General features: G+C 34.7%; 16 protein-coding genes and 1 tRNA gene. 13 read left to right on the plus strand and 4 right to left on the minus strand.

The genetic code is table 11. The annotated features are described in order from the left end of the window. Positions 1-90 precede the first annotated feature (90 nt). The 6 genes from kdpC (at position 91) to addA (ending at position 12,082) form a co-directional block, all read left to right on the plus strand. Positions 91-693 carry a potassium-transporting ATPase subunit KdpC gene (kdpC, locus tag TA89_RS16935; RefSeq protein ID WP_040215113.1) on the plus strand — a complete coding sequence of 201 codons (603 nt, stop codon included), beginning with the start codon at positions 91-93 and terminating at the stop codon, positions 691-693. A 46-nt stretch (positions 694-739) separates the two neighbouring features. Continuing rightward, positions 740-3,430, plus strand: coding sequence for a sensor histidine kinase (locus TA89_RS16940; RefSeq protein ID WP_040215115.1), 2,691 nt, complete (start codon positions 740-742; stop codon positions 3,428-3,430). 29 nt (positions 3,431-3,459) lie between these two features. After that, positions 3,460-4,170 (plus strand): response regulator, encoded by a 711-nt coding sequence (locus tag TA89_RS16945; RefSeq protein ID WP_040215117.1) that lies wholly within the window; start codon positions 3,460-3,462, stop codon positions 4,168-4,170. Positions 4,171-4,313: 143 nt separating this feature from the next. Then, on the plus strand, positions 4,314-4,667 hold the full coding sequence (locus TA89_RS16950; protein ID WP_040215119.1) for an arsenate reductase family protein: 354 nt from the start codon (positions 4,314-4,316) through the stop codon (positions 4,665-4,667). Between the two features lie 184 nt (positions 4,668-4,851). Continuing rightward, entirely contained in the window at positions 4,852-8,334 is a 3,483-nt protein-coding gene (addB, locus tag TA89_RS16955; RefSeq protein ID WP_040215121.1) for a helicase-exonuclease AddAB subunit AddB, read from the plus strand. Then, entirely contained in the window at positions 8,324-12,082 is a 3,759-nt protein-coding gene (gene addA, locus TA89_RS16960; protein ID WP_040215123.1) for a helicase-exonuclease AddAB subunit AddA, read from the plus strand. The genes addB and addA overlap by 11 nt, the downstream gene beginning before the upstream one ends. A 159-nt stretch (positions 12,083-12,241) precedes the next feature. On the opposite strand, the gene TA89_RS16965 is transcribed toward addA, so the two are convergent. Beyond that, positions 12,242-13,579, minus strand: a complete 1,338-nt coding sequence (locus tag TA89_RS16965) for a CCA tRNA nucleotidyltransferase (protein WP_040215125.1) — start codon at positions 13,577-13,579, stop codon at positions 12,242-12,244. Between the two features lie 145 nt (positions 13,580-13,724). Between TA89_RS16965 and TA89_RS16970 the strand changes: the two genes are divergently transcribed. Further along, positions 13,725-14,684, plus strand: a complete 960-nt coding sequence (locus tag TA89_RS16970; RefSeq protein ID WP_040215127.1) for a 3'-5' exoribonuclease YhaM family protein — start codon at positions 13,725-13,727, stop codon at positions 14,682-14,684. 20 nt (positions 14,685-14,704) lie between these two features. On the opposite strand, the gene TA89_RS17860 is transcribed toward TA89_RS16970, so the two are convergent. Continuing rightward, the gene (locus TA89_RS17860; protein ID WP_052447590.1) at positions 14,705-15,898 is read right to left on the minus strand and encodes a L,D-transpeptidase; all 1,194 of its coding nucleotides are present in this window, start codon (positions 15,896-15,898) and stop codon (positions 14,705-14,707) included. A gap of 137 nt (positions 15,899-16,035) precedes the next feature. Between TA89_RS17860 and pepT the strand changes: the two genes are divergently transcribed. From pepT to TA89_RS16995, 4 genes are all read left to right on the plus strand, one after another. Then, positions 16,036-17,256, plus strand: a complete 1,221-nt coding sequence (gene pepT, locus TA89_RS16980) for a peptidase T (RefSeq protein ID WP_040215128.1) — start codon at positions 16,036-16,038, stop codon at positions 17,254-17,256. Between the two features lie 73 nt (positions 17,257-17,329). Further along, positions 17,330-17,701, plus strand: a complete 372-nt coding sequence (locus TA89_RS16985; protein ID WP_040215131.1) for a hypothetical protein — start codon at positions 17,330-17,332, stop codon at positions 17,699-17,701. 283 nt (positions 17,702-17,984) lie between these two features. Then, on the plus strand, positions 17,985-19,151 hold the full coding sequence (locus TA89_RS16990) for an exonuclease SbcCD subunit D (protein WP_040215133.1): 1,167 nt from the start codon (positions 17,985-17,987) through the stop codon (positions 19,149-19,151). Positions 19,152-19,154: 3 nt separating this feature from the next. Then, positions 19,155-22,292: an AAA family ATPase gene (locus TA89_RS16995; RefSeq protein WP_040215134.1), complete on the plus strand. Its 3,138-nt coding sequence runs from the start codon at positions 19,155-19,157 to the stop codon at positions 22,290-22,292. A gap of 51 nt (positions 22,293-22,343) precedes the next feature. Here the strand turns inward: TA89_RS16995 and rbr are convergent, their stop codons facing one another. Beyond that, the gene (rbr, locus tag TA89_RS17000; protein ID WP_040215138.1) at positions 22,344-22,958 is read right to left on the minus strand and encodes a rubrerythrin; all 615 of its coding nucleotides are present in this window, start codon (positions 22,956-22,958) and stop codon (positions 22,344-22,346) included. 86 nt (positions 22,959-23,044) lie between these two features. After that, complete coding sequence (locus TA89_RS17005) at positions 23,045-23,920, minus strand: DegV family protein (protein ID WP_040215140.1); 876 nt, start codon at positions 23,918-23,920, stop codon at positions 23,045-23,047. A 447-nt stretch (positions 23,921-24,367) separates the two neighbouring features. On the opposite strand from TA89_RS17005, the gene TA89_RS17010 reads away from it, so the two are divergent. Together TA89_RS17010 and TA89_RS17015 are read left to right on the plus strand one after the other, a co-directional pair. Next, positions 24,368-24,442 (plus strand) — tRNA-Arg (locus tag TA89_RS17010). 112 nt (positions 24,443-24,554) lie between these two features. After that, a complete protein-coding gene (locus tag TA89_RS17015; protein ID WP_040215141.1) occupies positions 24,555-24,980 on the plus strand; it encodes a CBS domain-containing protein in 426 nt (141 codons plus the stop codon). Positions 24,981-25,046: the final 66 nt, after the last annotated feature.

Raw genomic sequence — 25,046 nt, forward strand, 5'->3', positions numbered from 1 at the left:
GATATTATCATAAATGCAATGAGATTGGTTTAGTTAAGGAGATTTGATAATACAATGGCATTGGTTTAAGATAAGGAGACTTGATTAAGTATGAAAAAAGATAAAACATTAATATTTAGAGCTTTTATATTCTTGATTATATTCACAATGATTACCGGTTTTATATACCCCTTTGTATCTACAGGTTTATCTCAAATATTTTTCAGTAATAAGGCAAATGGAAGTATAATAGAGGTAGATGGCAAAAAGTACGGAAGCGTATTACTTGCACAACAGTTTACTGGAGAGAGATATTTATGGGGACGTGTTATGAATATAAAAACCGATATTTTTACTGATGATGAAGGCAATCCTCTTATGTATTCTGTTCCTTCTAATCTGAGCCCAGCAAGTGATGAATATAAAGAGCTCATAGAAGAAAGGGTAAATAAAATAAAAGCAGCACATCCTGAGAAAAAGGATGTTCCTATTCCTGTAGATCTTGTAACATCATCAGGAAGTGGATTAGATCCGCATATTTCTCCTGCTGCAGCGGAGTACCAAATAGAAAGAATCGCTAAGAGCAGGGGTATTACAGAGGATGAAGTAAGAAAGGTGGTTGAAAAATATACAAAAACTAAGTTTTTAGGGGTTTTTGGTGAAGATACGGTAAATGTCCTTGAAGTAAATCTTGCTTTAGACGGGATAATATAGATAATTTAAAGTATAGTGGTTAAGTATAGAATTTAGGAGGAATATTATGATTCAGAAAAGGCCTAATCCTCAAGAGCTTCTTGAAAAAATTAATAAAATTGAAAATGAACAAAAAAAGGGGAAGCTTAAAATTTTCTTTGGATATGCCGCAGGAGTAGGAAAGACCTATGCTATGCTGGATGCCGCACATACCGCTTTAAATAATGGACTGGATGTAGCAGTAGGATATATAGAGCCTCATACAAGACCTGAGACAATGAAATTATTAAATGGATTAGAAATTATTCCTCCTAAAGAAATTGAATATAAAGGTATGACTCTTAAGGAACTGGATATAGATGCAGCTTTGGAAAGAAAACCTCAGATTCTTATTGTAGATGAATTGGCTCACAGTAATGCTTCAGGATGCAGGCATCCTAAAAGATACAGTGATGTTGAAGAATTGCTGGATGCAGGTATCGATGTATATACCACAGTAAATGTACAGCATATTGAAAGTTTAAATGATATAGTTGCTTCAATTACTAAAATTATTGTAAAGGAGCGTATACCTGATAGAATTTTTGACGATGCCGCTCAGGTAGAGCTTATAGACATAGAACCGGATGATTTATTACAGAGGTTAAATCAAGGAAAAATATATAAGGAAAAACAAGCAAAGCAGGCAGCAGCACATTTCTTCACAAAAGAGAATCTTGTTGCTTTAAGAGAAATAGCCTTGAGGCGTACAGCTGACAGGGTCAATAAGGAGGTTTATATTAATAAGGAAAATGCAAGCATTAACTATCATACCAATGAGCATATTTTAGTATGCTTGAGCTCATCTCCTTCCAATGGTAAGATAATTCGGGCAGCGGCCAGGATTGCACATGCTTTTCATGCTTCCTTTACCGCGTTATTTGTAGAAACCCCTGATTCTAAAGAATTAAAAGAAAGCAATATTAAACAGCTGAGAGCTAATTTAAAGCATGCAGAAGAGCTGGGAGCCACTATTTCAGCTACCTATGGAGAAGATGTCCCATATGAAGTTGCTGAATTTGCAAAGATAAGCGGAATATCTAAAATAATACTTGGAAGAGCAAATAAAAGGACACACAGTATTATACCTAAGACAAGTTTTGTAGATCGATTGATTAACTATGCTCCGGATATAGATGTATATGTGATTCCAGATAAAGACACTCCTGATTACAAAAATAAAATAAAAATATTTAATGGTGTAAAAATAAGCTGGGAAGACAGTATTAAGATGATTGCAATATTGATTGTATGCACTTTGATAGGCTTATACTTTGACAATATCGGATTCAGTGAAGCAAATATCATTACTATATATATTTTAGGTGTTCTAGTTATATCAAGTAAAACTAAAGGCAAAATTTATGGTATGGTAGCCTCTTTAATAGGAGTGCTGACTTTTAATTTTTTCTTTACCGATCCCAGATTTACCTTTAATGCTTATGGAGCTGAGTATCCTGTTACCTTTATGATTATGCTTATATCTGCAGTAATAACAAGCACCCTTACCAACAGAGTGAAAAGCCAGGCGGATATCTCTGCTGTAAATGCCTACAGGACAAACATACTCCTTAGGATAAGTGAAGAACTTCAAAAGGCTAATTCTCTGGAGCAGATAATACTTACCTCTCAGAATCAGATAAATAAACTTTTAAATAAAGCTATTATATTTTATACCGTTAAAGATAACAGCATATTAAATACCTATATTCAATCTTCTGAAGATGGTGAAGTGATAAAAAACAAGTATACAGACAGAGATGAAAAAGCAGTAGTGAGCTGGGTTATTAAGAATAAGAAAAAAGCCGGTGCTTCTACAGAAACCCTTCCGGGAGCTAAAGCTTACTATCTGCCTTTAATAGGTCAGCAGGAGGTTTTAGCGGTTATAGGAATTTTTTTAGAAAATAACCATAGCCTTGATAATGATGAAAAGTCTTTATTAACAGCTATATTAAATCAAATTTCCTCTGCCATTGAAAAATATAATTTGAATGAAGCACAGAAAAATGCTCTAGCTCAAGCGGAAAATGAAAGGTTTAAAGCTAACCTTCTAAGAGCGGTTTCTCATGATTTAAGAACTCCTTTAACCAGTATTTCCGGAAATGCAAATTTAATCTTATCTAATAGATTTGATGAAGAAAGCAAAAGAAAGCTCACTTTAGATATTTATGATGATGCCTTATGGCTTATTAATTTAGTGGAAAATTTATTATCTGTATCCCGTATGGATAACGGTTCGGTAAGCCTTAAGACTGAGCCGCAGCTGGTTGAGGAAATAATAGAAGAAGCTCTGCAGCATGTTAACCGGAAAGCCAGTGAATATAGTATAAATGTAAATAATGCTGATGATCTTTTGATGGTAGAGGTTGATGTAAGATTAATCATACAGGTAATTATTAATATTGTAGACAATGCTATAAAATATACCCCTCCAGGCTCTCAAATAGATATTAATTGTTTTTCAAAAGGTGACAAGGTGATTATGGAATTTGCTGATAACGGAAGCGGAATAAGCGATGAAAACAAAAAATATATTTTTGATATGTTTTTTACTGTAAATGGTAATAAGGGGGACAGCAGAAGAGGATTAGGGCTGGGATTAGCACTATGTAAATCAATTATAGATGCTCATGGAGGCAGTATTTATATAAGAGACAATTGTCCTAAAGGCACTGTCATAGGATTTCAGCTTAAAAAGGTAGAAATAAAAAATATATAAAAAAGCCAGAGAGGCAGGTGAAGCAGCCAATGAAAACTTCAATTTTAATCATTGAAGATGATAAAGCTATAAGAAATTTTATTAAAGCTGCTCTTGATGTAAATGAATATAAGTGCTTTACTGCAGAAAGCGGAGAAGAAGCTATATTTATAACCACTTCAAGAAAGCCGGAAATTATTATACTGGATTTAGGACTTCCTGATATAGATGGAGTAGATATTATAAGAAAGATCAGAAGCTGGTCTATTTGTCCTATCATCGTAGTCAGTGCCAGAAGCGAAGACAAGGACAAAATTGAAGCTTTAGATGCAGGAGCTGATGATTATTTAACCAAACCTTTTAGTGTAGATGAACTTCTTGCAAGAATAAGAGTGGCAATACGAAAAATGAGCTATGATACAAGTTCAAATAAAAACAGTGCTGAATTTATAAATGGAGGATTAAAGATAGATTATTCCTCAGGATGTGTTTTTTTAGATAATAATGAAATACATCTCACTCCTATAGAATATAAGCTTCTTTGTCTTCTGGCAAAAAATGCAGGTAAGGTGCTTACACATACCTATATTTTGAAAGAAGTCTGGGAAAATCCACTGGAAAGTGATGTTCAGTCCTTAAGAGTTTTCATGGCTACTCTTCGTAAAAAGATTGAAAGGGATACAGCACATCCTAAATATATTCAGACTCATATTGGAGTAGGATATAGATTAATCAGGATACAGGGTGATATGGAGGAGTAAGGAAAGCATGCAGCAAACGGATATATTATCCTTTTCAAAAGCTTTTAGTTTGATTTTCGGAGTGAAATTTTCACATCAATACATGATATGTTATAATAATTATTATCAATAGTAATGCTTTTATATAAAAGGAGGAGCAGCTTATGAAGTACTTATTTTTGCAATATCCTAAATGCAGTACCTGCCAGAAGGCAAAGAAATGGTTAAATGAAAATGATATAGCTTACGAAGAAAGGCACATTGTTGAAAATAATCCTACAGAAGAGGAGTTAAAGAACTGGGTATCGAAAAGCGGCATGCCTCTTAAAAAGTTTTTTAATACCAGCGGAAATGTATATAAAGAATTAAAGCTAAAGGATAAGCTTCCCCAAATGTCAGAGGAGGAACAGATAAAGCTCCTTGCCTCCAACGGAATGCTTGTAAAGAGACCTATTATAGTAAGTGAAGATTTAGTTTTAACAGGTTTTAAGCAGGAGGAATGGGAAAAGCTTAAATAATAAATTTATATGGATATTATAATACTTAAAAAAGCATCTTTAGATTTTATCTTTAAATCTATAAGATGCTTTTTATAAATTTAAAATATATTGATTTCTATTTATTTGTAGAAAAATTTATATAAGGATATAATTTAAGTAATATAGATTATCAATAAATCTCAGCATTAAAGAGGAGGTTTTTATGAGTTTAAGATTTATCTTTGGAAGAGGTGGAAGCGGTAAAAGCCAATACTGCCTCGATCAAATTAAAAAGCGTATAGATGAAGGAACAAAAAACAAATTAATACTATTGGTACCTGAGCAGTTTTCCTTTACTGCAGAAAAAAATCTTTTAGATGCCGTAGGTGAACTGAGTATATTAAAGGCTGAGGTGCTTAGCTTTAAAAGAATGGCTCATAATGTTTTCAGCGAAGTTGGAGGAGCTACCCACAAGAGGATGAATGACGCAGGAAAATCCATGCTGCTTTATAAGATAATAGAGGATTCCAAGGAGGATATGGAGATATTTTATAATGCCAGCAGGCAGCAGGGCTTTGTAGATATAATTAACGAAGCTGTTAAGGAGTTTAAAAAGTATAATATTACCCCGGAAATGCTTGAAGTAGCATCTTCGGATTTTAATGACAAAAATGATCTGCATAAAAAGCTTAAGGATTTAAGCCTTCTGTATTCTCGTTTTGAGAAAAAAATAAATGAAAGATTTCTGGACCCGGAGGATGAATTAACCCTCCTTGCTGAAAAGCTTCAGGGCTGCAGCATTTATAACGGTGCTGAAATATGGATAGATGAATTTACAAGCTTTACCCCTCAGCAGTATGCAGTTATAGAAAAGCTTTTAAAGTGCGCTTCTGCAGTTAATGTAACCCTTCTTTCCGACAGTTTAAGCCTATATGATATTCATGATACTACGGACATATTCAATGTAACTAAAAATACTGAAAGAAGAATAGTAGAGCTTGCAGAAAGAACTAATACAGGATATTTAAAGCCTGTGGATTTAAATGGAGACTGCTGTCCAAGATTTAACCACAGCGATGAAATTCAGCATCTTGAGAAACACTTCTTTTCTTTTCCTTACAGCTACTATAATAATGAAGCTGAAAGTCTCCGTCTTTATAAAGCTCAAAACAGCTATGAGGAACTGGAGTTTATAGCTAGGGATATTATAAGGCTCACAAGGGATGAGGGATACAGGTTTAAGGATATAGCTGTAGTATGCAGAAATCTGGACAGTTATGAAAAGCTTACCTCAGTTATTTTCAGGGAATATGATATTCCATACTTTATGGATAAGAAAATTGATATAATGGATAATCCTTTAGTGGTTTTAATCAATTCTATGTTTGATATATTCATGAAGAACTGGTCTTACGAGGCTGTGTTTAGATATTTAAAAACCGGTCTTACTGGAATTCCTGCGGAAGAAATAGACATTTTAGAAAACTATGTTTTAGCCAATGGAATAAGAGGAAGCAAGTGGATGGAGGATATGTGGGGATATAGGTTAACCTATGGCTTTAAAGAGGAAGCAATGACCCTTTATGAAAGCTCCATGATAAACAGGGTAAATGAAACCAGAGAAGCTGTAGTTAAGCCTTTATTGGATATACATGAAAAAATTAAAAGCAAGGCAACGGTAAGAGAGCTATCCGTGGCTATTTACGATTACATAGTAAAAATAGGTGCTTTAGAACGGATGGAGCAGTGGAGAGATAAGTTCAGCAGCAGCGGAATGCAGGAAAATGTAAGTGAATATGATCAGGTTATAGATTTCATAATGGGAGTTCTTGATCAACTGGTGGAAACCATGGGAGATGAATATATAAAGCTGGAGGAATTTTCAAAGATATTAAATGTAGGTTTTTTAAAGTGTGAAATAGGACTCATTCCTATTTCTTTAGATCAGGTTAACGTAGGAGATATAGGCAGAATTAAAAGTCAGGGAGTAAAGGCTTTATATATTATAGGAGTTAACGATGGAGTATTTCCTAAAGCTGATAAAGAAGAGGGGATACTTTCAGATAACGATAGGATTACCTTAAAGGAAAGAGGAATTGAACTGGCAGCGGATACAAAAACTAAAGCCTTTGAAGAGCAGCTTTTAGTGTATACCGCTCTCACCATGGCCAGCAGATATTTAATGATGACATTTCCTATGTCGGATTTTGAAGGAAAGGCATTAAGACCTTCCATCGTAATTTCAAGAGCTAAAAAGATATTTCCAAAGCTTATAGAAGAAAGCGATATAGTAAAGAAAAATATAAAGTATCCTGAGCTTGAAAAGATTTCTTCCCCACAGCCTACCTTTAATGAGCTTATAGGAGCATTAAGAAGGGATTATGAAGGGGAAGAGATAGAGGAGGTATGGAGGCAGGCTCAAAGCTGGTATGAAGGAAGAGAGCCTTGGAGAGAAAAGTCCCACAGAATTATTGAAGCACTTACCTACAGCAATCAGGTGGAAAGCATAAATTCTGAAAAGATAAGAAAGCTTTATGAAAAGCCTTATTATTTCAGCGTTTCAAGGTTGGAGCAGTATTCAGAGTGTCCTTTTGCTTATTTTGTGAAATACGGATTAAAAGCAAAGGATAGGAAAATATATGAATTAAGCTCTCCGGATTTAGGAAGCTTCATGCATGAGGTTTTAGATGACTTTTCAAGGCATATTGAAAATGAAGGTAAGCAGTGGAAAGACTTAAACTCCGAATATTCAAGAAAGATTATATCCTCTATAGTGGATGAAATGCTTGCAAACAAGGAGAACTCCATATTAAACAGCTCTGCTAAATATAAGTATATAGGCAGCAGGGTTAAAAGGATTTTGACAAAGTCTGTTAATATAATTTCAGAGCAGATAAAGAGAGGAAGCTTTAAACCCTTAGGGTATGAAATGACCTTTGGAAAGGGAAAAGAAGATGATATGCCTGCAATCAGGCTTGAACTTCCTTCAGGAGAAGAAATTTTTCTTAGAGGAAGGATAGACAGGGTTGATACCATGGAGATGGATGGCAATACCTATATAAGGATAATAGACTATAAATCAGGCAGCAAGGAACTGGATCTTTCAGATATATACTATGGTCTTCAAATACAGCTTTTAATTTATTTAGAGGCTCTGATTTCAAATTCAGAAAAGTTCATAAAGCAGCAGAGCATTCCAGGAGCTATACTTTATTTCAGGATAGATGATCCTATAGTAAAAGGAAAGCCCGGAATGAGCGAGGAGGAAATAAAAGAGCAGATAATGAAGAGGCTTAAGATGAAGGGACTTTTATTGGGCGATGCCAAGGTTATAAAAGAAATGGATAAAACCATGACAGGATATTCTCTCATTATACCTGCAAAGCTCAACAAGGATGACAGCTTAAGTAAAAGCAGTTCAGCCATTACAGAAGAGCAGTTTGAGATCCTTAGAAATTATGTTAGAGAAAGCCTGGTTAAATTATGTGATGAAATGCTTAAGGGAAATATTAAGATAAAGCCTGCCAAGAAGCTTAAGTATACAGCCTGCCAAAATTGCAGTTATGCTTCGGTATGCCAGTTTGACACCAGTATGAAGGATAACTCCTATAATTACATGCATAAGAAAAAAGATGAAGATGTATGGGAGCTTATGAAGGAAAAAATTCAAGAGGAGCTGAAGGAGGAGAGGAATAGTGGCAACTAAATGGACAGAGGAGCAGCTTCAGGCTATAAATACAAGAGGAGGAAATCTTTTAGTAGCCGCTGCGGCAGGTTCCGGTAAAACAGCGGTTCTTGTAGAAAGAATCATTAAGATAATAACTGATAAGGAAAAGCCTGTGGATATAGATAGACTATTAGTAGTTACCTTTACCAATGCAGCAGCTGCGGAAATGAGAGAAAGAATAGCGGATGCTATTTCTAAGGAGCTTGATAAGAACCCTAATTCCAAGCTCCTGCAGAGGCAGCTCACTCTTTTAAGCCGTTCTAATATAACCACTATGCATTCCTTTTGTCTTGATGTAATAAGAAATAATTTTCATCATATAGATTTAGATCCTGCTTTTAGGATAGCTGCGGATACCGAGGCAGTGCTTATGAAGCAGGATATACTTCAAGAGCTCTTTGAAGATAAATTTGAGGATCAGAAGGAAAGCTTTATAAACCTTGTGGAGGCCTTTGGTGGCGGAAGAGATGACAGAAGGCTTCAGGAGCTTGTATATAGTCTTTATAACTTTTCCATGAGCGGACCCTGGCCGGAAAAATGGCTTAAGGACAAGGCAGAGGAGTTTAACATACAGGAGGATTTTGATATAAGCAGAAGCATTTGGGGAAGGGTTCTTCTTCAAGGTGCTGAGGTAGAGCTTAAAGGGGTAATAGGAAGGATTAAATTTGCTTTAGAAATATGTGAAAATACTGAAGGGTTAGAGCCTTATATTGAAAATCTTACTGATGATGCAGCACTTATAGACAGTTTGATAGAGGCGGTTAAGGAAGGATTTAGTGAGGCTGAAAAAGCATTTTCATCCCTGAGCTTTTCAAAACTTAAGACAGTAAGAAAGGCAAATGTCTCTGATGAAGAAGCTCAAAAAAGAGTTAAGGATATCAGAGATGAGGTTAAGAAAAAAGTAAAAGACATAAATAACAGTATGTTTTCTATTCCTATGGAGGAATCAATAGATAATCTTAAAGCTATGTATCCTCTGATGAAGGAGCTTTCTGCTTTGGTTTTAGAGTTTAATGAAAGGTATAAAAATGCTAAAAAGGAAAGAGGAATACTGGACTTTAATGATCTGGAGCATTATTGCCTGGATATTTTGGTGGATAAAAGCAGTGGAGAAATTAAACCCAGCTCTGTAGCTTTAGAGCTTAGGGAAAATTTTGAAGAGATACTGGTAGATGAGTATCAGGACAGTAATAACGTTCAGGAAACTATAGTAAATATGGTTTCAAGGAAATTTACTGAAAATCCCAATGTATTTATGGTTGGAGATGTTAAGCAGAGCATATATAGATTCAGACAGGCAAAGCCTGAATTATTCCTTGATAAATATAACAGTTATTCAGAGGAAGAGGGAAGCTTAAACAGAAAAATACTGCTTTATAAGAATTTTAGAAGCAGAGAAGAGGTAATAAAGGGAGTTAACTATATATTTAAGGAATTAATGACTACTACTGTAGGAGAGCTGGATTATACTTCAAAGGAAGCCTTGAATCTCGGCGCAGACTTTAAAGAAAATGAAGAAGAAGGAGTTTTTGTAGGAGGAGATATAGAAGTGCATATCCTGGACAGAAGCTCTGAAAAATCCAAGGAGGATATAGAAGAAGAGGAAGAGGTAACGGGAGTAGAAGAAGGAGTAGAAGAACTTTCTGAAGAGGAGTTAGACAACATACAGCTGGAGGCAAGGTTAACGGCAAAAAGGATAAAGGAGCTTATTAATCCTGATGAAGGCGGAGAATTCAAGGTATATGATAAAGCTTTGGAGAATTACAGAAGGGTAAGATACAAGGACATAGTTATACTTTTAAGGGCAACTACAGAATGGGCTCCTATATTTGCTGAAGAGCTGGGACTTCAAGGTATTCCTGTATATTCTGATTCCGGCACAGGCTACTTCCAAACCGTAGAAATAAGGACAATAATGTCTCTGCTTCAGGTTATAGATAATCCCATGCAGGATATTCCTATGCTAGCAGTGCTCAGATCCCCTATTTTTGCCTTTACTCCAGAAGACTTATCTGATTTAAGAGCAGCTAATAAGGAAAACTATTTTTATGAAAGCATAAGAGCTATAGCAGAAGGCTCTGAAGATATAAAGGTGTCAAAGGATGAGCTTAAAGAAAAATGCATTTACTTTATGGAGTATTTAGAAAAATGGAGGGAAAAATCCATTTATATGCCTATTGATGAATTTATATGGTATTTATATATGGACACTTCCTATTACGGTTACGTTGGCGCAATGCCTAAGGGTGTTCAGCGTCAGGCAAATTTAAGGATACTTTTCCAGAGAGCCAGAGAATATGATAAAACCAGCTATAAGGGTTTATTTAACTTTATAAACTTTATAAATAAGCTTAGAAAAAGCAGCGGAGATTTAGGAAGTGCCAAGATACTTGGAGAAAATGAAGATGTGGTAAGAATAATGAGCATACATAAAAGCAAGGGTCTTGAATTTCCTGTGGTGATACTCTCCGGCACCGGAAAGAATTTTAACCTTATGGATTTAAACAGAAGTATACTTTTTCATGAAGAACTGGGATATGGTCCTGATTTTGTTGACATTGAAAACAGAATCAGTTATCCCACTATAGCTAAGGAAGCTATTAAAAGAAAGTTTAGACTGGAAAGCCTATCTGAGGAAATGAGAGTGCTTTATGTAGCCTTTACCAGAGCAAAGGAAAAGCTTATTATTACAGGCTCTGTGAATAACCTCAGCTCCTCTGCAGAAAAATGGTGTCAGGCTGCTGCTTCTGAAGGCAGAATTCCTGAATCCCAGGTTTTAAAGGGAAAAAGCTATTTGGACTGGATAGCTATGGCATTAGCAAAGCATACACAGGGAGAAGCTATAAGAAATATTAACAACAGCACTGTGAATATAACCTCTCAGGATGAGTTATCCACATGGAACGTAAAATTATGGGATAAAAAACAGGTGATTGTGGATGAAAAAAATCCTGCTGTGGATAATTTAGAGGAGGATAATGAATTTAAATCACAGGAAGGAGTATATACAGAAGAAATAAACAGAAGGTTAAGTTGGGAATATAAATATAAATATTCTTCAAAGCTTCCTGCTAATATATCCGTTTCTGAGCTTAAGAGGCAGTCTCTTAAGGCAGAATATGACGGAGAATATGTGAGGCTTTATACCCCTGAAACTCTGAGAAAGCCGGAATTTCTTCAGGAAAATAGAGGGCTTTCCCCGGCAGAAAGAGGTACTGCGGTTCACTTTGTAATGCAGCACTTAGATTTAAATAAAGTACACAGCATAGAACAAATAAATAATCAGATGGATCAAATGGTTAATCAGGAGCTTATAAGAGAAGATGAAAGAAAGGCTGTAAACATCAGAAAGATATTAAGCTTCTTTAAAAGCTCTTTAGGACAGAGGCTTCTCAAAGCCTATAGCGAAAATAAGGTTTATAGGGAAATTCCATTCTTTATAGAGGTTCCAAGCACTGTAGTAAAACCGGAGCTTCCTGAGGATATTTACCAGGAAGAAAAAATAAGGGTTCAGGGGATAATAGACTGCTTCTTTGAGGAAGAAGGAAAACTAGTGCTTTTGGATTATAAGACTGACTATGTAGAAGAAGGCGGAGAAGAAAATATAAAGGAACGCTATAGGGTTCAGATAGACTATTACTGTGAAAGCCTGTTAAGACTTACAGGAATGCAGGTTAAGGAAAAATACTTATATCTCTTTTATAACGGAAGCATAGTAGAAATGTAGAGAGTAATGAAAATTAAAATATAAAAATAAGAAGGAAATTTCAGAAAAAATTTATCTATGAAGCTTAAATAGGTAAGAAATATGTCCTTTTAAATATTGAAAAGCGTACTGCAGTTTCGAACTGCGGCACGCTTTTTGCTCTTTATAAATAAATTTTAATCATAAGCTGTTAAAGAACTTCTTAGCCAGATTTAAGAGTTTATTATAATCATTAAGCTCAGGATTTTCTAAAACCCTGTCTAAAAGATAATTCAATATGTCACCTATAGTTTTTCCCTGTTGGAGATTAAGCTCCTTCATCAGATTCTCTCCGGTAATATTTAGATCTTTTATGCTTAAGGGTTCTTTATTTTCAAGTATAAGCTCTGACTTTTTTTCCATATACTCTATATTTGAATAGTCAAAGGGAGGTGCACTGCTTCTTAAATCAGCTCTTTGAAGCTGAAAGAGCAGAGGCATGTTTTTAGAGCCTATTCTATTTATAAGCTTTTTAATTGTTTTATCCTTAGGCCTATCAAACATTATCATATGTTCCCTTACTAATTTCTTTACTATATCTACGGTTTTATTATCGTAGGTAAGTCTTCTTAATATTTTTTCTGTAAGCTCTGTACCTACCTTATCATGACCGTAAAAGTGTCCTATTCCCTTTTTATCCATTGAAAAGGTCACGGGCTTAGCTATGTCGTGGAACAGCCCTGCCAATCTTAAATATAAATCCTTAGGGGTATTGTCCATTACAGTCAGTGTGTGAATAAAAATATCCTTATCATGATGGGGATTCTTCTGGTCAAAGCCTACCATTTTTTGAACTTCAGGAAGTATGTATTTTAAAAGGCTGCTTTTCTCCAGTTGTATAAAGGCTGAAGAAGGTTTTTCACAAAGAAGTATCTTATTAAGCTCCGTCCGTATTCTTTCATGGCTGATGTTTTTAATAAGACTGCTGTTTTTAATCATGCTGTTAAAGGTATCTTCTTCAATAGAAAATTGGAGCTGTGCGCTGAACCTTATACACCTAAGCATTCTCAAAGCGTCTTCTTTAAAGCGGAGATCTGCATTTCCTACGGATCTTATAATTTTATTATTTAAATCCTGCTGTCCGTTAAAATGATCAATTAATCCCTCTCTATAGTTATATGCCATAGCATTTATAGTAAAATCTCTTCTTGATAAGTCTTCCTGTATGGAGGAAACAAACTCTACTTTTTCCGGTCGCCTGTTATCCTTATATTCTCCATCTACTCTATAGGTAGTAACTTCAAAGGGTTCTTTTTCAATGAGTACTGTGATGGTTCCATGTTTCATACCTGTAGGAATGGTTTTGTTAAAAACATCTATTATATCATCAGGAAGGGCATTGGTAGCTATATCCCAGTCTCCAGGAGTTCTGGACAATAGAGAGTCCCTTACACATCCCCCTACTGCAAAAGCTTCAAATCCATTTCGGTATAATTCATTAATTATAAAATCAACCTTATGAGGCAGGTTAATAATCATATATTCACCTCACTTTATATGCTTAATTGTTATTATCTCACAATAGTTACTATATAATCAATTTTCCTTAAAAAACGTTGAAAATGCAAGTGAATAAATAGTAACCTATAATTAAAGACTTTATAAATGAAAAGGAGTGAAGGTGTTGTCTTTAGAATTTAAAAATATAAATGAGTTTCAGTTAAATGAAGTAGTAACGGGTTTTTATATAATAAAGTCAGTAGAGGTAAAAACCGGATCTAACGGTAAGAAGTATATGGATTTTGTATTTGGAGACAAAAGCGGGGAAATTAACGGAAAGCTATGGGATGCAGATGAAAACCAGCAGCAGATGTATACAGATCAAATGCTTGTAAAGGTGAAGGGCTTGGTTAATTCCTGGCAGAATGTACTTCAGCTGAAAATAGACCTTATAAGGCCTGTTGAAGAAAGGGATGATGTAAATATAGAAGATTTTGTTCCCTGTGCGCCTTTTGAAGCGGAATATATGTACAATGAAATATTGAATTATATAAATAACATGGAAAATAGAGAAATATCCTCTTTAGTTCTTAAAATTTTTGAAGGTTATAAAGATAAGCTTAAATACTACCCTGCTGCAAAAAAGAATCATCACTCTATAAGAACAGGTCTTTTATATCATATTATGACCATGTTAAGTTTAGGGAAGAAAATATGTGAGATATATGATTTTTTAAATTCAGATATCCTTTATGGTGGAATTATACTGCATGATCTTGCAAAGATGGAGGAAATGGATTCTACTGAGCTGGGAATAGTAAGGGAGTATACCACTGAAGGAACATTATTAGGTCATATAACCCAGGGGATAAAGAATGTGGAGCTTGCGGGCAGAGAGCTTAATACAAACAGAGAAATAATAATGATTTTACAACATATGATACTTTCTCATCATTATGAGCCCGAGTATGGAAGTCCTGTTAAACCTATGATTCCTGAAGCGGAAATACTCCTTCATATAGACATCATAGATGCCAGAATGTTTGATATGCGTAAGGTTACAGCAGAAACAGAACCCGGAGGCTTTTCCGAAAGATTATGGTCTTTAGAAAACAGAAGGATATATAAGCCTCAGGAGTTTTAATATATTAGAAGCGGATTTATTTATCTTATAACCACCGTTGAGCCTTTTTGAAGATTATCATAAATCCATTTAGAGTTTTCCAAGGATAGTCTGATACAGCCGTGAGAGCGAGGTTCTCCTAAAAGGCTATCCGTTATATTTTTTTGCGTTTTATCAAAGGGTATGGAATGAAACAGATAATCTCCGTTAATTCTTACCCAGAATTTTGCTCCATCATTAAATTTAGGATTAAAAAACCAGAGGTCTTTATCACCGTTTGTTATAAACAGCCCCTTAGGAGTATCATGACCGGGTTTTCCTGTAGAGCAGGGAAATTTATCAATAAGCCTCCAGGAATCCTTGCTTCCTTTAAATATATAGGTTATTTGGCTGGCGGTGCTTACCCATGCAAGATAAGGACTGCTGCTGGATAAGCCTAAGGTGTTTATATAGCTTTCTATATGGGAGTTTTCCTTAATATCCTTAGATATATCATCAAAGGATAAAATACTTTTTCCGGAAACTGAACTTGAGCTGCTGCTTTTAGATATATAGTCTGATCTTTTATCTTTATATTCTTTTATTTTTTCCTGTATTTCTTTATCCTGGTCAGTGTACTTGTTTATTGCTTCTAAGGTAGAAATAGCTTTACTGTAATATTCCTTTGAAGCATATTCTGCGGAGGATTTAAGCAGTATACTTTTAAAGCCTCCTAATGCTTTTTTATTTTCCTCTAAGGCTTTATCATATATTGGAGAATATGAGGGGATTTCTTTTAACAGCTTTAAGGCTTCTTCGTAGCTGCCTTTATTTATGTTAACTAAAGCCTTGTCATATAAATCCTTAGAGGTCTTGGCTTCAGGAAGACCGGCTTTAATTTTTTCTATTTTATCACTTTGGGCTCCTAATGCTTTTAAATTTTCTAAAGCTGAAGCAAAGCTTTTTTCAGTGATGTTCTTATCTATAAATTCTTTATTTAAATTGTTGATACAGCTGTTTATAATTCTGAGTTTATCTTTATTAAAAAGCAGCTTTTTAAATATGTTAAAGGAAGCTTTACTTTTTTCTACGGAAGCTGCTTCAGCATAGTCTGATGCATTTAAAGCTTCATTATAGGAAAAAATAAATTTATTATAGGTAAAAGCGCTTAAAGCCACATATAAGGATAATATTACAGCTATAAGGGAAATAAATATCCTGCTGAAGTTTTTTTTGTGAAAACCATTCAAATCCATTGTTTCCTCCTTAGGGTTATTTATAAGTAATTATAACCATCTGGAAAAAATATAGTCATTAACCTGTAAAGGTATATACATTTATTCATATAAAAGCTTATAATTAAAATAACAGATAATAACAAAGGAGTGATAGCATGTCAAATTTACTGGAAAGATTTTTAAGATATGTAAAGGTGGAAACCACCTCCGATGAAAACACTGGAAAAACTCCAAGTACTCCGGAGCAGTTAAATCTAGCCAGGATGCTTTTTGATGAGTTAAAAGCTATGGGTATTAAAGATGTCACTTTAAGTGAGCATGGATATGTATATGCATCAATACCTTCTAATATAGATAAGAAGGTTCCTACTATAGGGTTTATAGCCCACATGGATACATCTCCTGATATGTCAGGAAAAAATGTAAATCCTCAGATTGTAAAAAATTATGACGGAGGAGACATTGTACTTAATAAAGAATTAAATGTTGTGCTTTCTCCAAAGCAGTTTCCTGAGCTTTCAAACTATAAGGGAAAGACTTTAATAACTACCGACGGAACTACCCTTTTAGGAGCAGATGATAAAGCCGGATTATCAGAGATAATGACTGCTGCAGAATATATAATGAACAACCCTGACTTCAAGCATGGGAATATAAAAATAGGATTTACTCCCGACGAAGAAATCGGAGAGGGTGCCGATCATTTTGATGTAGAATTTTTTAATGCGGATTTAGCCTATACTATGGACGGAGGTCCTGAAGGAGAATTGGAATGTGAAAATTTCAATGCTTCAGGAGTAAAGGTTACAGTGAAGGGAAGAAATGTTCATCCCGGTTCTGCAAAAGATAAGATGATAAATTCTATGCTTATAGCCAATGAATATTTAAACAGTCTTCCTGATGAAACACCTTCAAATACTGAAGGTTATGAAGGCTTTTATCATTTAACAGATATTAAAGGAGAGGTTGAGAAAACGGTATTATCCTTTATATTAAGAGATTTCTTCAATGACAGCTTTGATGATAGAAATAGTAAAATGAAAGAAATTGCAGATAAATTAAATGTAAAATACGGTGAAGGAACTGTATCCGTTGAAATAAAAGAACAGTATAGAAATATGAAGGAAAAAATTGAGCCTGTTTGGCATGTGATAGAAAATGCCCAGAAGGCAATGGAAGAGGTAGGGGTAACACCTAACATGGTTCCTATAAGAGGAGGCACCGACGGTGCAAGACTTTCCTTTATGGGTCTGCCTACACCTAATATATTTACCGGAGGAGAAAACTATCACGGTAAATATGAATATGCATGTTTGGAATCAATGGAAAAAGCCGTTGATGTAATTTTAAAACTCATTGAAGTATATACAAGGTAAGTTAATGAATACTCCTCCATATAAGTTTCTTTAAGGAGGAGTATTCATAATTAGAGACAAGGGGTAGATTAATTTGAAAAAAAGCAGATTTAACATCCTGCTTATAATTGGTTTAGTGATTTTTATATTAATGAGATTTGCTCCTTTATTTGCTCCAAGTACAAGCTCCTGTGCTTTAGGAAAAAACAGCAATATAGATATAATATCCTCTTATGAAGAAATAAGCACTGAGGTTTTTATAAGAACATTAAGGGATAAGGAAGGAACAAGCTATTTAACCTTCAGCTTTCTCCTGTTTATAATAGCTAAAAATCTTATAAGAAGAATATATATTTTTTTCAGGTACAGGAATTATATAATTGATATAAGATTTTATTTTAAAAGATTTATAGTAATGTATTTTAACGGGAGCAGATATAAAGACCATACTTCCTTTTCAGTTTAAAACTGTAAAGGGGGGTGGAATATATGTCTTCTATGGATATAACTATAATAGTTGTAGTAGGCATATTCGTTATTGGTGGAATTATACTTAATATACTTTCATCAAAACATAATGATAAAGAAGAATAAGCTAATGTGGGGATAACTCAGAGTTTAAACGTCTTATAAAGTCATATTAAGCTTTATAAGACGTTTCTTTTATTATATAGTATTAATTAAAGAAAAATAAAAATGGACTTATAAATATTTTATTTTAATAAAAAATTTTAGTTAGGGTGGTTAAAATGAAATTTATTCATACTGGAGACTGGCATATAGGAAAAATAGTTAACGAATTCTATATGACACAGGATCAGGAGCATATATTGATGCAGCTGGTGGAACTTATAAGAGAAGAAGAACCGGATGCACTTGTGATTGCCGGAGATATATATGACAGGTCTGTGGCTCCGGTGGAAGCTGTAGAGCTTTTAGACAGAATCTTCAGCTATATACTTTTAGAGCTTGAAACTCCTATTATAGCTATTGCAGGCAATCATGACAGCCCTGAAAGGCTTTGCTTTGGAAATTCCATATTAAATGCCAGAGGACTTTATATTGAAGGGGTTTTAAAAAATGAGCCAGCCAGGGTAGTGCTTCAGGATGAGCATGGACCAGTTAATTTTTATTTAGTTCCCTATACTGATCCTCCGGTAGTTAGAAATATATACCAAAGAGAGGATATAAAATGCCATGATGATGCCATGAAGTGCATTATTGAAAAAATAGAAGAAAAACTCAATAAGGATGAAAGAAATGTTATGGTATGCCACGGTTTTGTAGTGGGCTCTGAGGAGCCTGAGGTCAGCGAATCGGAAAGACCTCTTTCTATAGGAGGGACAGAGTATATAAAGGCTGAATATTTCAAGGCTTTTAATTATACAGCCCTTGGTCACCTCCATGGACCTCAAAGGGTAGGAGCTGATAATATAAGATATTCAGGTTCTCTGCTTAAATACTCTTTTTCTGAGGCAAAGCATAAAAAGAGCGTAACTGTGGTTAATATAGATGAAAAGGGTAATACCTCCGTTCAATTAAGGGAATTAAGCCCTAAAAGGGATATGAGAGTGATAAAAGGAGAATTGAAGGAACTATTAAAACCTGAGATATATATGGATACAAATGTAGAGGATTATATAAACGTAATATTAACGGATGATGGAGAAATATTAGACCCTATAGGTCAGCTGAGAGCTGTATATCCTAACATAATGATGATTACAAGGGAAAACACCTTAAAAAGAAATGAGCCTTCAAAAACCTCTGCAGACGCAGGATTTAAAAAGAAGAGCAAGCTGGAGCTTTTTAAGGATTTTTATAATGATATGACAGGATTGGAGTTTACGGAGGATAAAACCGGCGTTGTTGCCGGCATAATAGAAAAGGTTGAAAGAGAAGAATGGAGGGAATAGACCATGAGGCCTTTAAAGCTTAAAATGTCTGCCTTTGGTCCCTATGCAGGAGAAGAAACCATTGATTTTACAGCTCTTCAGGATAAGAATATATTTTTAATAACAGGACCTACTGGGGCAGGGAAAACAACCATCTTTGACGGCATAACCTTCGCTTTGTATGGAAGAGCCAGCGGTGATGAAAGAAAGAGTGAAAACTTCAGAAGTGATTTTGCTGATGAGGATAGGTTAACCTTTGTTGAACTGTGGTTTGAGGTTAAGGGAAAAAAATACTATATTAAGAGGATACCTCAGCAGAAAAAAAAGAAGGCTAGGGGAGAAGGGTATACAGATCAAAAGTCTGATGCGGAACTTCAATTATCTGAAGAAAAGGTAATAACGGGAATAAAGGATGTACAGGAAAAGATAAATGAGATTTTTGGAATAACCTATGAGCAGTTTAAACAGATTGTAATGATTCCTCAGGGGGAATTTAGAGAACTCTTAAGTGCAAACAGCAGCGAAAGAGAAATTATATTCAGAAAGATTTTTGGGACTTATTCCTTCCGAAGGGTGCAGGAACTTTTAGAGGAAAGCTCAAGAGAACTTATAAGCGGTATAAAAAGCTTTTTAGAGCAGAGAAACACCAATATAAGAAATCTTCAGTGCGGCGAGGATGAGGAATTTGAAAATTTAAAAAATGCCAAGGATTTAAATCTTACGGAAATTTTAAACCGGGCAGAAAAGCTCAGGAAAGAGGATGAAATAAAAAGGATAGAATTAAGTGAAAAAATAGCCAGTATCGATGAAGAGTTAAATTTAATTCAGAAAAGTATAGCTGAGGGCGTACAGATAAATAAGAAGTTTCAGGAAAAAGAAATACTTGAAAGGAAGAAGCAGGAGCTGGAGGAAAAGCGGTATTTTTATTACAATCAGGAGTATTTACTGAATAAAGCGCGCAAAGCAATGGCTATGCAGGGCAAAGAAGAATATTATATAAACAGAAAAAACAATGTAGACTTAAAAGGCCAGGCAAGCATCAAAAGTGAGGAAGCCTTAAAGCATATGGAAAAACTATTCCTTGAGGCTGAAGGTAATATTAAAGCTCAGGAGGAAAAGGAAGAGGAAAGAAAGCATCTTGCGGCTTATATAGCGGAGATGAATAAGGATATAGATAAAGTAAGAGAATATGAAATTAAAAAACAAAGCATAAATGAAGTTTTTGAAAATCTGAAGCTGAGAGAAAAAAATAAAAATGATAAGGTTCTATTTATTGAAGAATTAAAGCTGAACATAGATAAGGTATCTCAAAATCTCGATAGGCTTAAAGACACTGCTTCTAAGCTTTTAGAACATAATAATCATCTGAAAGAGAAGGAGGAAATAAAAAGAAAATTAGACAGGCTTCACTTAGAGGATGAAAAGCTTACGGATATAAGAAACTGCTTTAAGAATTGCCGGGATAAATTTACTCAGGCAGAAGCATGCTATAAAAAAAGCAAAGAAGAATTTGAATATATGGATGAGGTGTTTAGAAAAGGACAGGCTGGTATATTGGCAGAAAAGCTTGAAGAAAATAAACCTTGTCCCGTATGTGGAGCTCTTCATCACCCATCACCTGCAGCTTTAATAGGTGGAGTTCCCAGAGAAGAAGAACTTAAAAAAAGCAAAGTTGTTTATGAAAGAAACCTGGAGATATATAATAATTTATTAAACGAATTAACCAGATATAAAACACAGGGAATATCTCAAAAGGAAGTGGTGGATTCCATTAAAGAGGAGCTTAAGAGCTTTATCATAAGGGATATATCAAATCTTGAAAAGGAAGAGTTAACCGGTTTTGTAAGCAGTGAAAGAGAAGGGTTAAATAGAGATATTGAATTATTAAAGGTGAAAATAAATTCATTAAAGGAAGATGAAAAGCAGCTTAGATTGGATACTGAAAATTTAAAGAAATTAAAGGATAAGCTTATAAAGGAAGAAAAGCTGTTAAAAGATTTAGACAATCTTTATCTGGAGGCCTACGGTCATTATGAAAGAGAATCCGAGGGGCTTAGAAAGCTTAAGGAAGACATTCCTGAAGATATAAGCTCTTTAAAAGCCTTAAATGAAAAGATAAACAGTCATAAAAATAGATTAAGCCTTCTTGAAAAGGAATATAAAGAGGCCCAGTCAGCATTTAACAAGGCTGGTAATGATGCTGCTGCAGCAAGAGCTGATAGGGCAGTCAAACAGAAGGAGTATGAAATTTCTAAGCTTGAACTTCAGGGGGCTCTTAATGATTTTAGAGAAGCTATAAAAGAAAAAGGCTTTCAGGATGAGGGGGATTATCAAAATCATAAGCTTAAGGAAGAGGAAATTGCCCGCATTGATAAATCCATAAAAGATTATAACGAAGAAATAAAATCCACTGTAGATAGATTTGAGGAAGCTATTAAAAATTTAGAGGGCTTAGAAAGAGTGGATATATCCTTAATAGAGCAGAAGCATATAGATATAAAGGAAAAGAGAAGCGTGCTTCTGGAGGAGGATAAAAAGCTTTTTGCCAGAATGAATAACAATCAAAAGCTTCTAGGTGAAATTATAAAGCTTCAGGATGTAATAAAAGAAAAAGAAGAAAGCTACAGAATTATAGGAGAATTAGCACGGGTAGCTAAAGGAGATAACAATCAGAGGGTGAGCTTTGAAAGGTATGTATTGGCAGCTTATTTTGACGATATTATAGAAGCTGCAAATATTAGGCTTTTGAAGATGACCTCGGGAAGATACCTTTTAAGCAGAATTAAGGAAAAAGGAAAGGGAAGTGCTCAGCAGGGGTTAGAACTTGAGGTTTATGATAACTACACCGGAAAAGCAAGGCATGTTAAAACCCTTTCCGGAGGAGAAAGCTTTAAGGCGTCTCTTTCAATGGCATTGGGATTAGCTGATGTGGTTCAATCCTATTCAGGAGGGATAAGCCTAGAAACTATGTTTGTAGATGAAGGCTTTGGAACTTTAGATCCTGAATCCTTAGACAATGCTATTTCAAGTCTTATAGAGCTTCAAAGCTCCGGAAGGCTTGTAGGAATAATTTCACATGTACCTGAGCTTAAGGAAAGAATAGATGCAAGGCTTGAAATTACCCCGGGAATGCAGGGAAGTCATGCGGAGTTTGTTCTTTAAAATAAAAAAACAGTACGAGTTTTCGTACTGTTTTTTAGCTGAAAAAATATATTATTCAACTGTTCCTTTATCTTCATTATCATAAGGCTCTTCTCTAAGAGGCTCAAAGTATCCTTTTGGATATCTACATGCAGGACAAACACCTGGAACTTCTGTTCCTTCATGTATGTAACCGCAGTTTGAGCATTTCCAGAATATTGATTCCTCCCTTTTATAAAGAGTATCATTTTTCATGTGATAATAAAATGCAAGATACCTTGATTCGTGTCTTTCTTCTACTTCAGCAATTTCATTAAAGGAGTGAGCTATTTGTGGGAAGCCCTCTTCTTTTGCTATTTGTGAGAAGTTAGGATATAAAGTACCCCACTCTTCCTTTTCTCCGTCTGCAGCATACTTAAGGTTTTCTAAAGTAGTTTTCTTACCTATTGGATAATCAGCATCTACCTTAATATGAACAGCACCAAGTCCTTCTACAAGATAATTGTAAAATACTTCAGCATGGGCTCTTTCATTGTGAGCTGTTTCACGGAATACATCTGCGATATAATTGTGACCTTCTTCTTCAGCCACTGCTGCATAATATGTGTACCTATTTCTTGCCTGAGATTCACCTGCAAAAGCATTAGCAAGATTTTCAGCAGTTTTTGTACCTTTTAAACTCTTCATTTACAAAACCTCCTTATATTTAAAACAGCTCTTATTATTATGTAGCGAGCTGTTTATTTTATACCATTATGCAGCAGTTTTGGCTATTAAGGTCTTCTGTTATCTCCTAAGAAGAATAAAGCTATGGTTCCGGGACCTGAATGAGCACCTATTACCGGACCTATATTATTGATAATTATATCTTTCACAGCATATTTTTCCTTGATCATGGAGCTTAGAAGCTCTGCATCTTCAAGGCAGTCACCGTGGCTTATGAATATAACCTGCTCTTCGGGATTTATAATATGCTTTTCAAGATTTTCTGCTAATTCTTTTATGGATTTTTTTCTTCCTTTTGCCTTGGAGACAGGAATCAGCTGACCTGCATCATTAACATGAAGTACAGGTTTAATTCCAAGAAGGCTTCCTACTGCTGCCGCTGCCGCAGAGATCCTTCCCCCTCTTTTAAGGTGGTTTAGATCATCTACAGTGAACCAATGAATTGTCTTCAGCTTGTTATTCTCTACCCAATTTATAATTTCATCTTTTGAAGCGCCTTTATTTAATAATTCATAGGCGTAATAAACTAAAAGACCTACTCCCATGGAAGCTGATTTAGTGTCAATTACTGTTATGTCTGCTTCGGGATATTCTTCTAAGACTTCTTCTCTGGCTATTAAAGCGCTGTTATATGTTCCGCTGAGTGCAGAGGAAAAGGCTAAATATATCACTGTCTTGCCTTCCTTTGCAAATTTTTTAAACTCCTCCGAAAATCTATATGAGTTAATTTGAGAGGTAGTAGGCATTTCGCCTTCCCTTACAGCATCATAAAACTCTTTATATCCAAGGGTTTCACCGAAATCTTCAAAATATTCTTCCCCTCTGAAGTTACAAGCAATACCTAAATAAGGAATATTGTTGTCCTTTATAAATTTAAGAGGTAAATCACAGCTGGAGTCTGTCATTATAATAATTTTATTCATGCACAACTCTCCTTACTAAATTTAATATTATAATTAATATTATTCCAATACTATTAATTATAATATTAAATGTAATTTAAATATACAATAAAAGAGAGAATTATGCTAAAAATTTACATTTTAAATAGGGTTAAAGCTTAATTTAACTAGGCAAAGCTTTAATCTACCTATAATTTTAGCACAATGATTTTTTTTTAGACTATAACCCCGGTGAAGTTAATATATTATTTACTAAAAATCTATTGTGTTGTTAAGTAAAGCTTGTAAACATGAGGAATAGTTAAAAATAAGATTATTAATAAAATGTTAATGCTATTAATTATAAATGGCCTTTGTTAATAAAGGATATATAAAGGTTAAAGGTTTTTTTTAAAGCTCAGCGTTGAAAAATAAATTGATTTTGAGCCTTTAATGTGCTAATATAACTATGTCAGTTCTTATAAATATGGGGTGTTAGTTAAATGGATATAACATGCGGCTACGGACCGCACATTGTGGGTTCGATTCCTACACGCCCTGCCAAAACCTTGAAGTAATTCAGGGTTTTTTATTTTTCACTGAATCCGCTTTATAAAAAAATCTTTTTAGGTAAAACTAACGTTAATAATAAGTGATTTTTATAGGAGGGATTTAAATGAAGGTAAGAGATGTAATGACAGGTGATGTAGCTACTTTAAAGCCTGAAGATACTGTAGAGAAGGCAGCTGAGCTTATGAAACAGCATAATATAGGATCTCTTCCGGTATGTGACGGGGATAAAGTTATAGGAATAATAACAGACAGAGACATAACTCTGCGCTCTGTGGCTGAAGGAAAAAGTTCAAATTCTCTGGAGGTAAAGGCGGTTATGACTTCTAATCCGGTGGTGTTAGAGGCTAATGCAGATATAAATGAAGCTGCTAAACTTATGAGTGAAAATCAGATAAGAAGACTTCCTATAGTTGATAACAACAGTATTGTAGGGATGGTATCCTTAGGGGATATTGCTGTAGAGCCTAAGCTTGAGGATAATGCGGAAGAAGCTTTAAAAAATATTTCCGAGCCTGCTGATAAAATATAAACAGCAATTTAACTTTAAAAATTATATAAAACTATATAAAAATAACTACCTGTATTTTAATATATC

It is taken from the genome of Clostridium polynesiense (assembly GCF_000820705.1).
In the GTDB taxonomy this organism is placed as follows: domain Bacteria; phylum Bacillota; class Clostridia; order Clostridiales; family Clostridiaceae; genus Clostridium_AA; species Clostridium_AA polynesiense.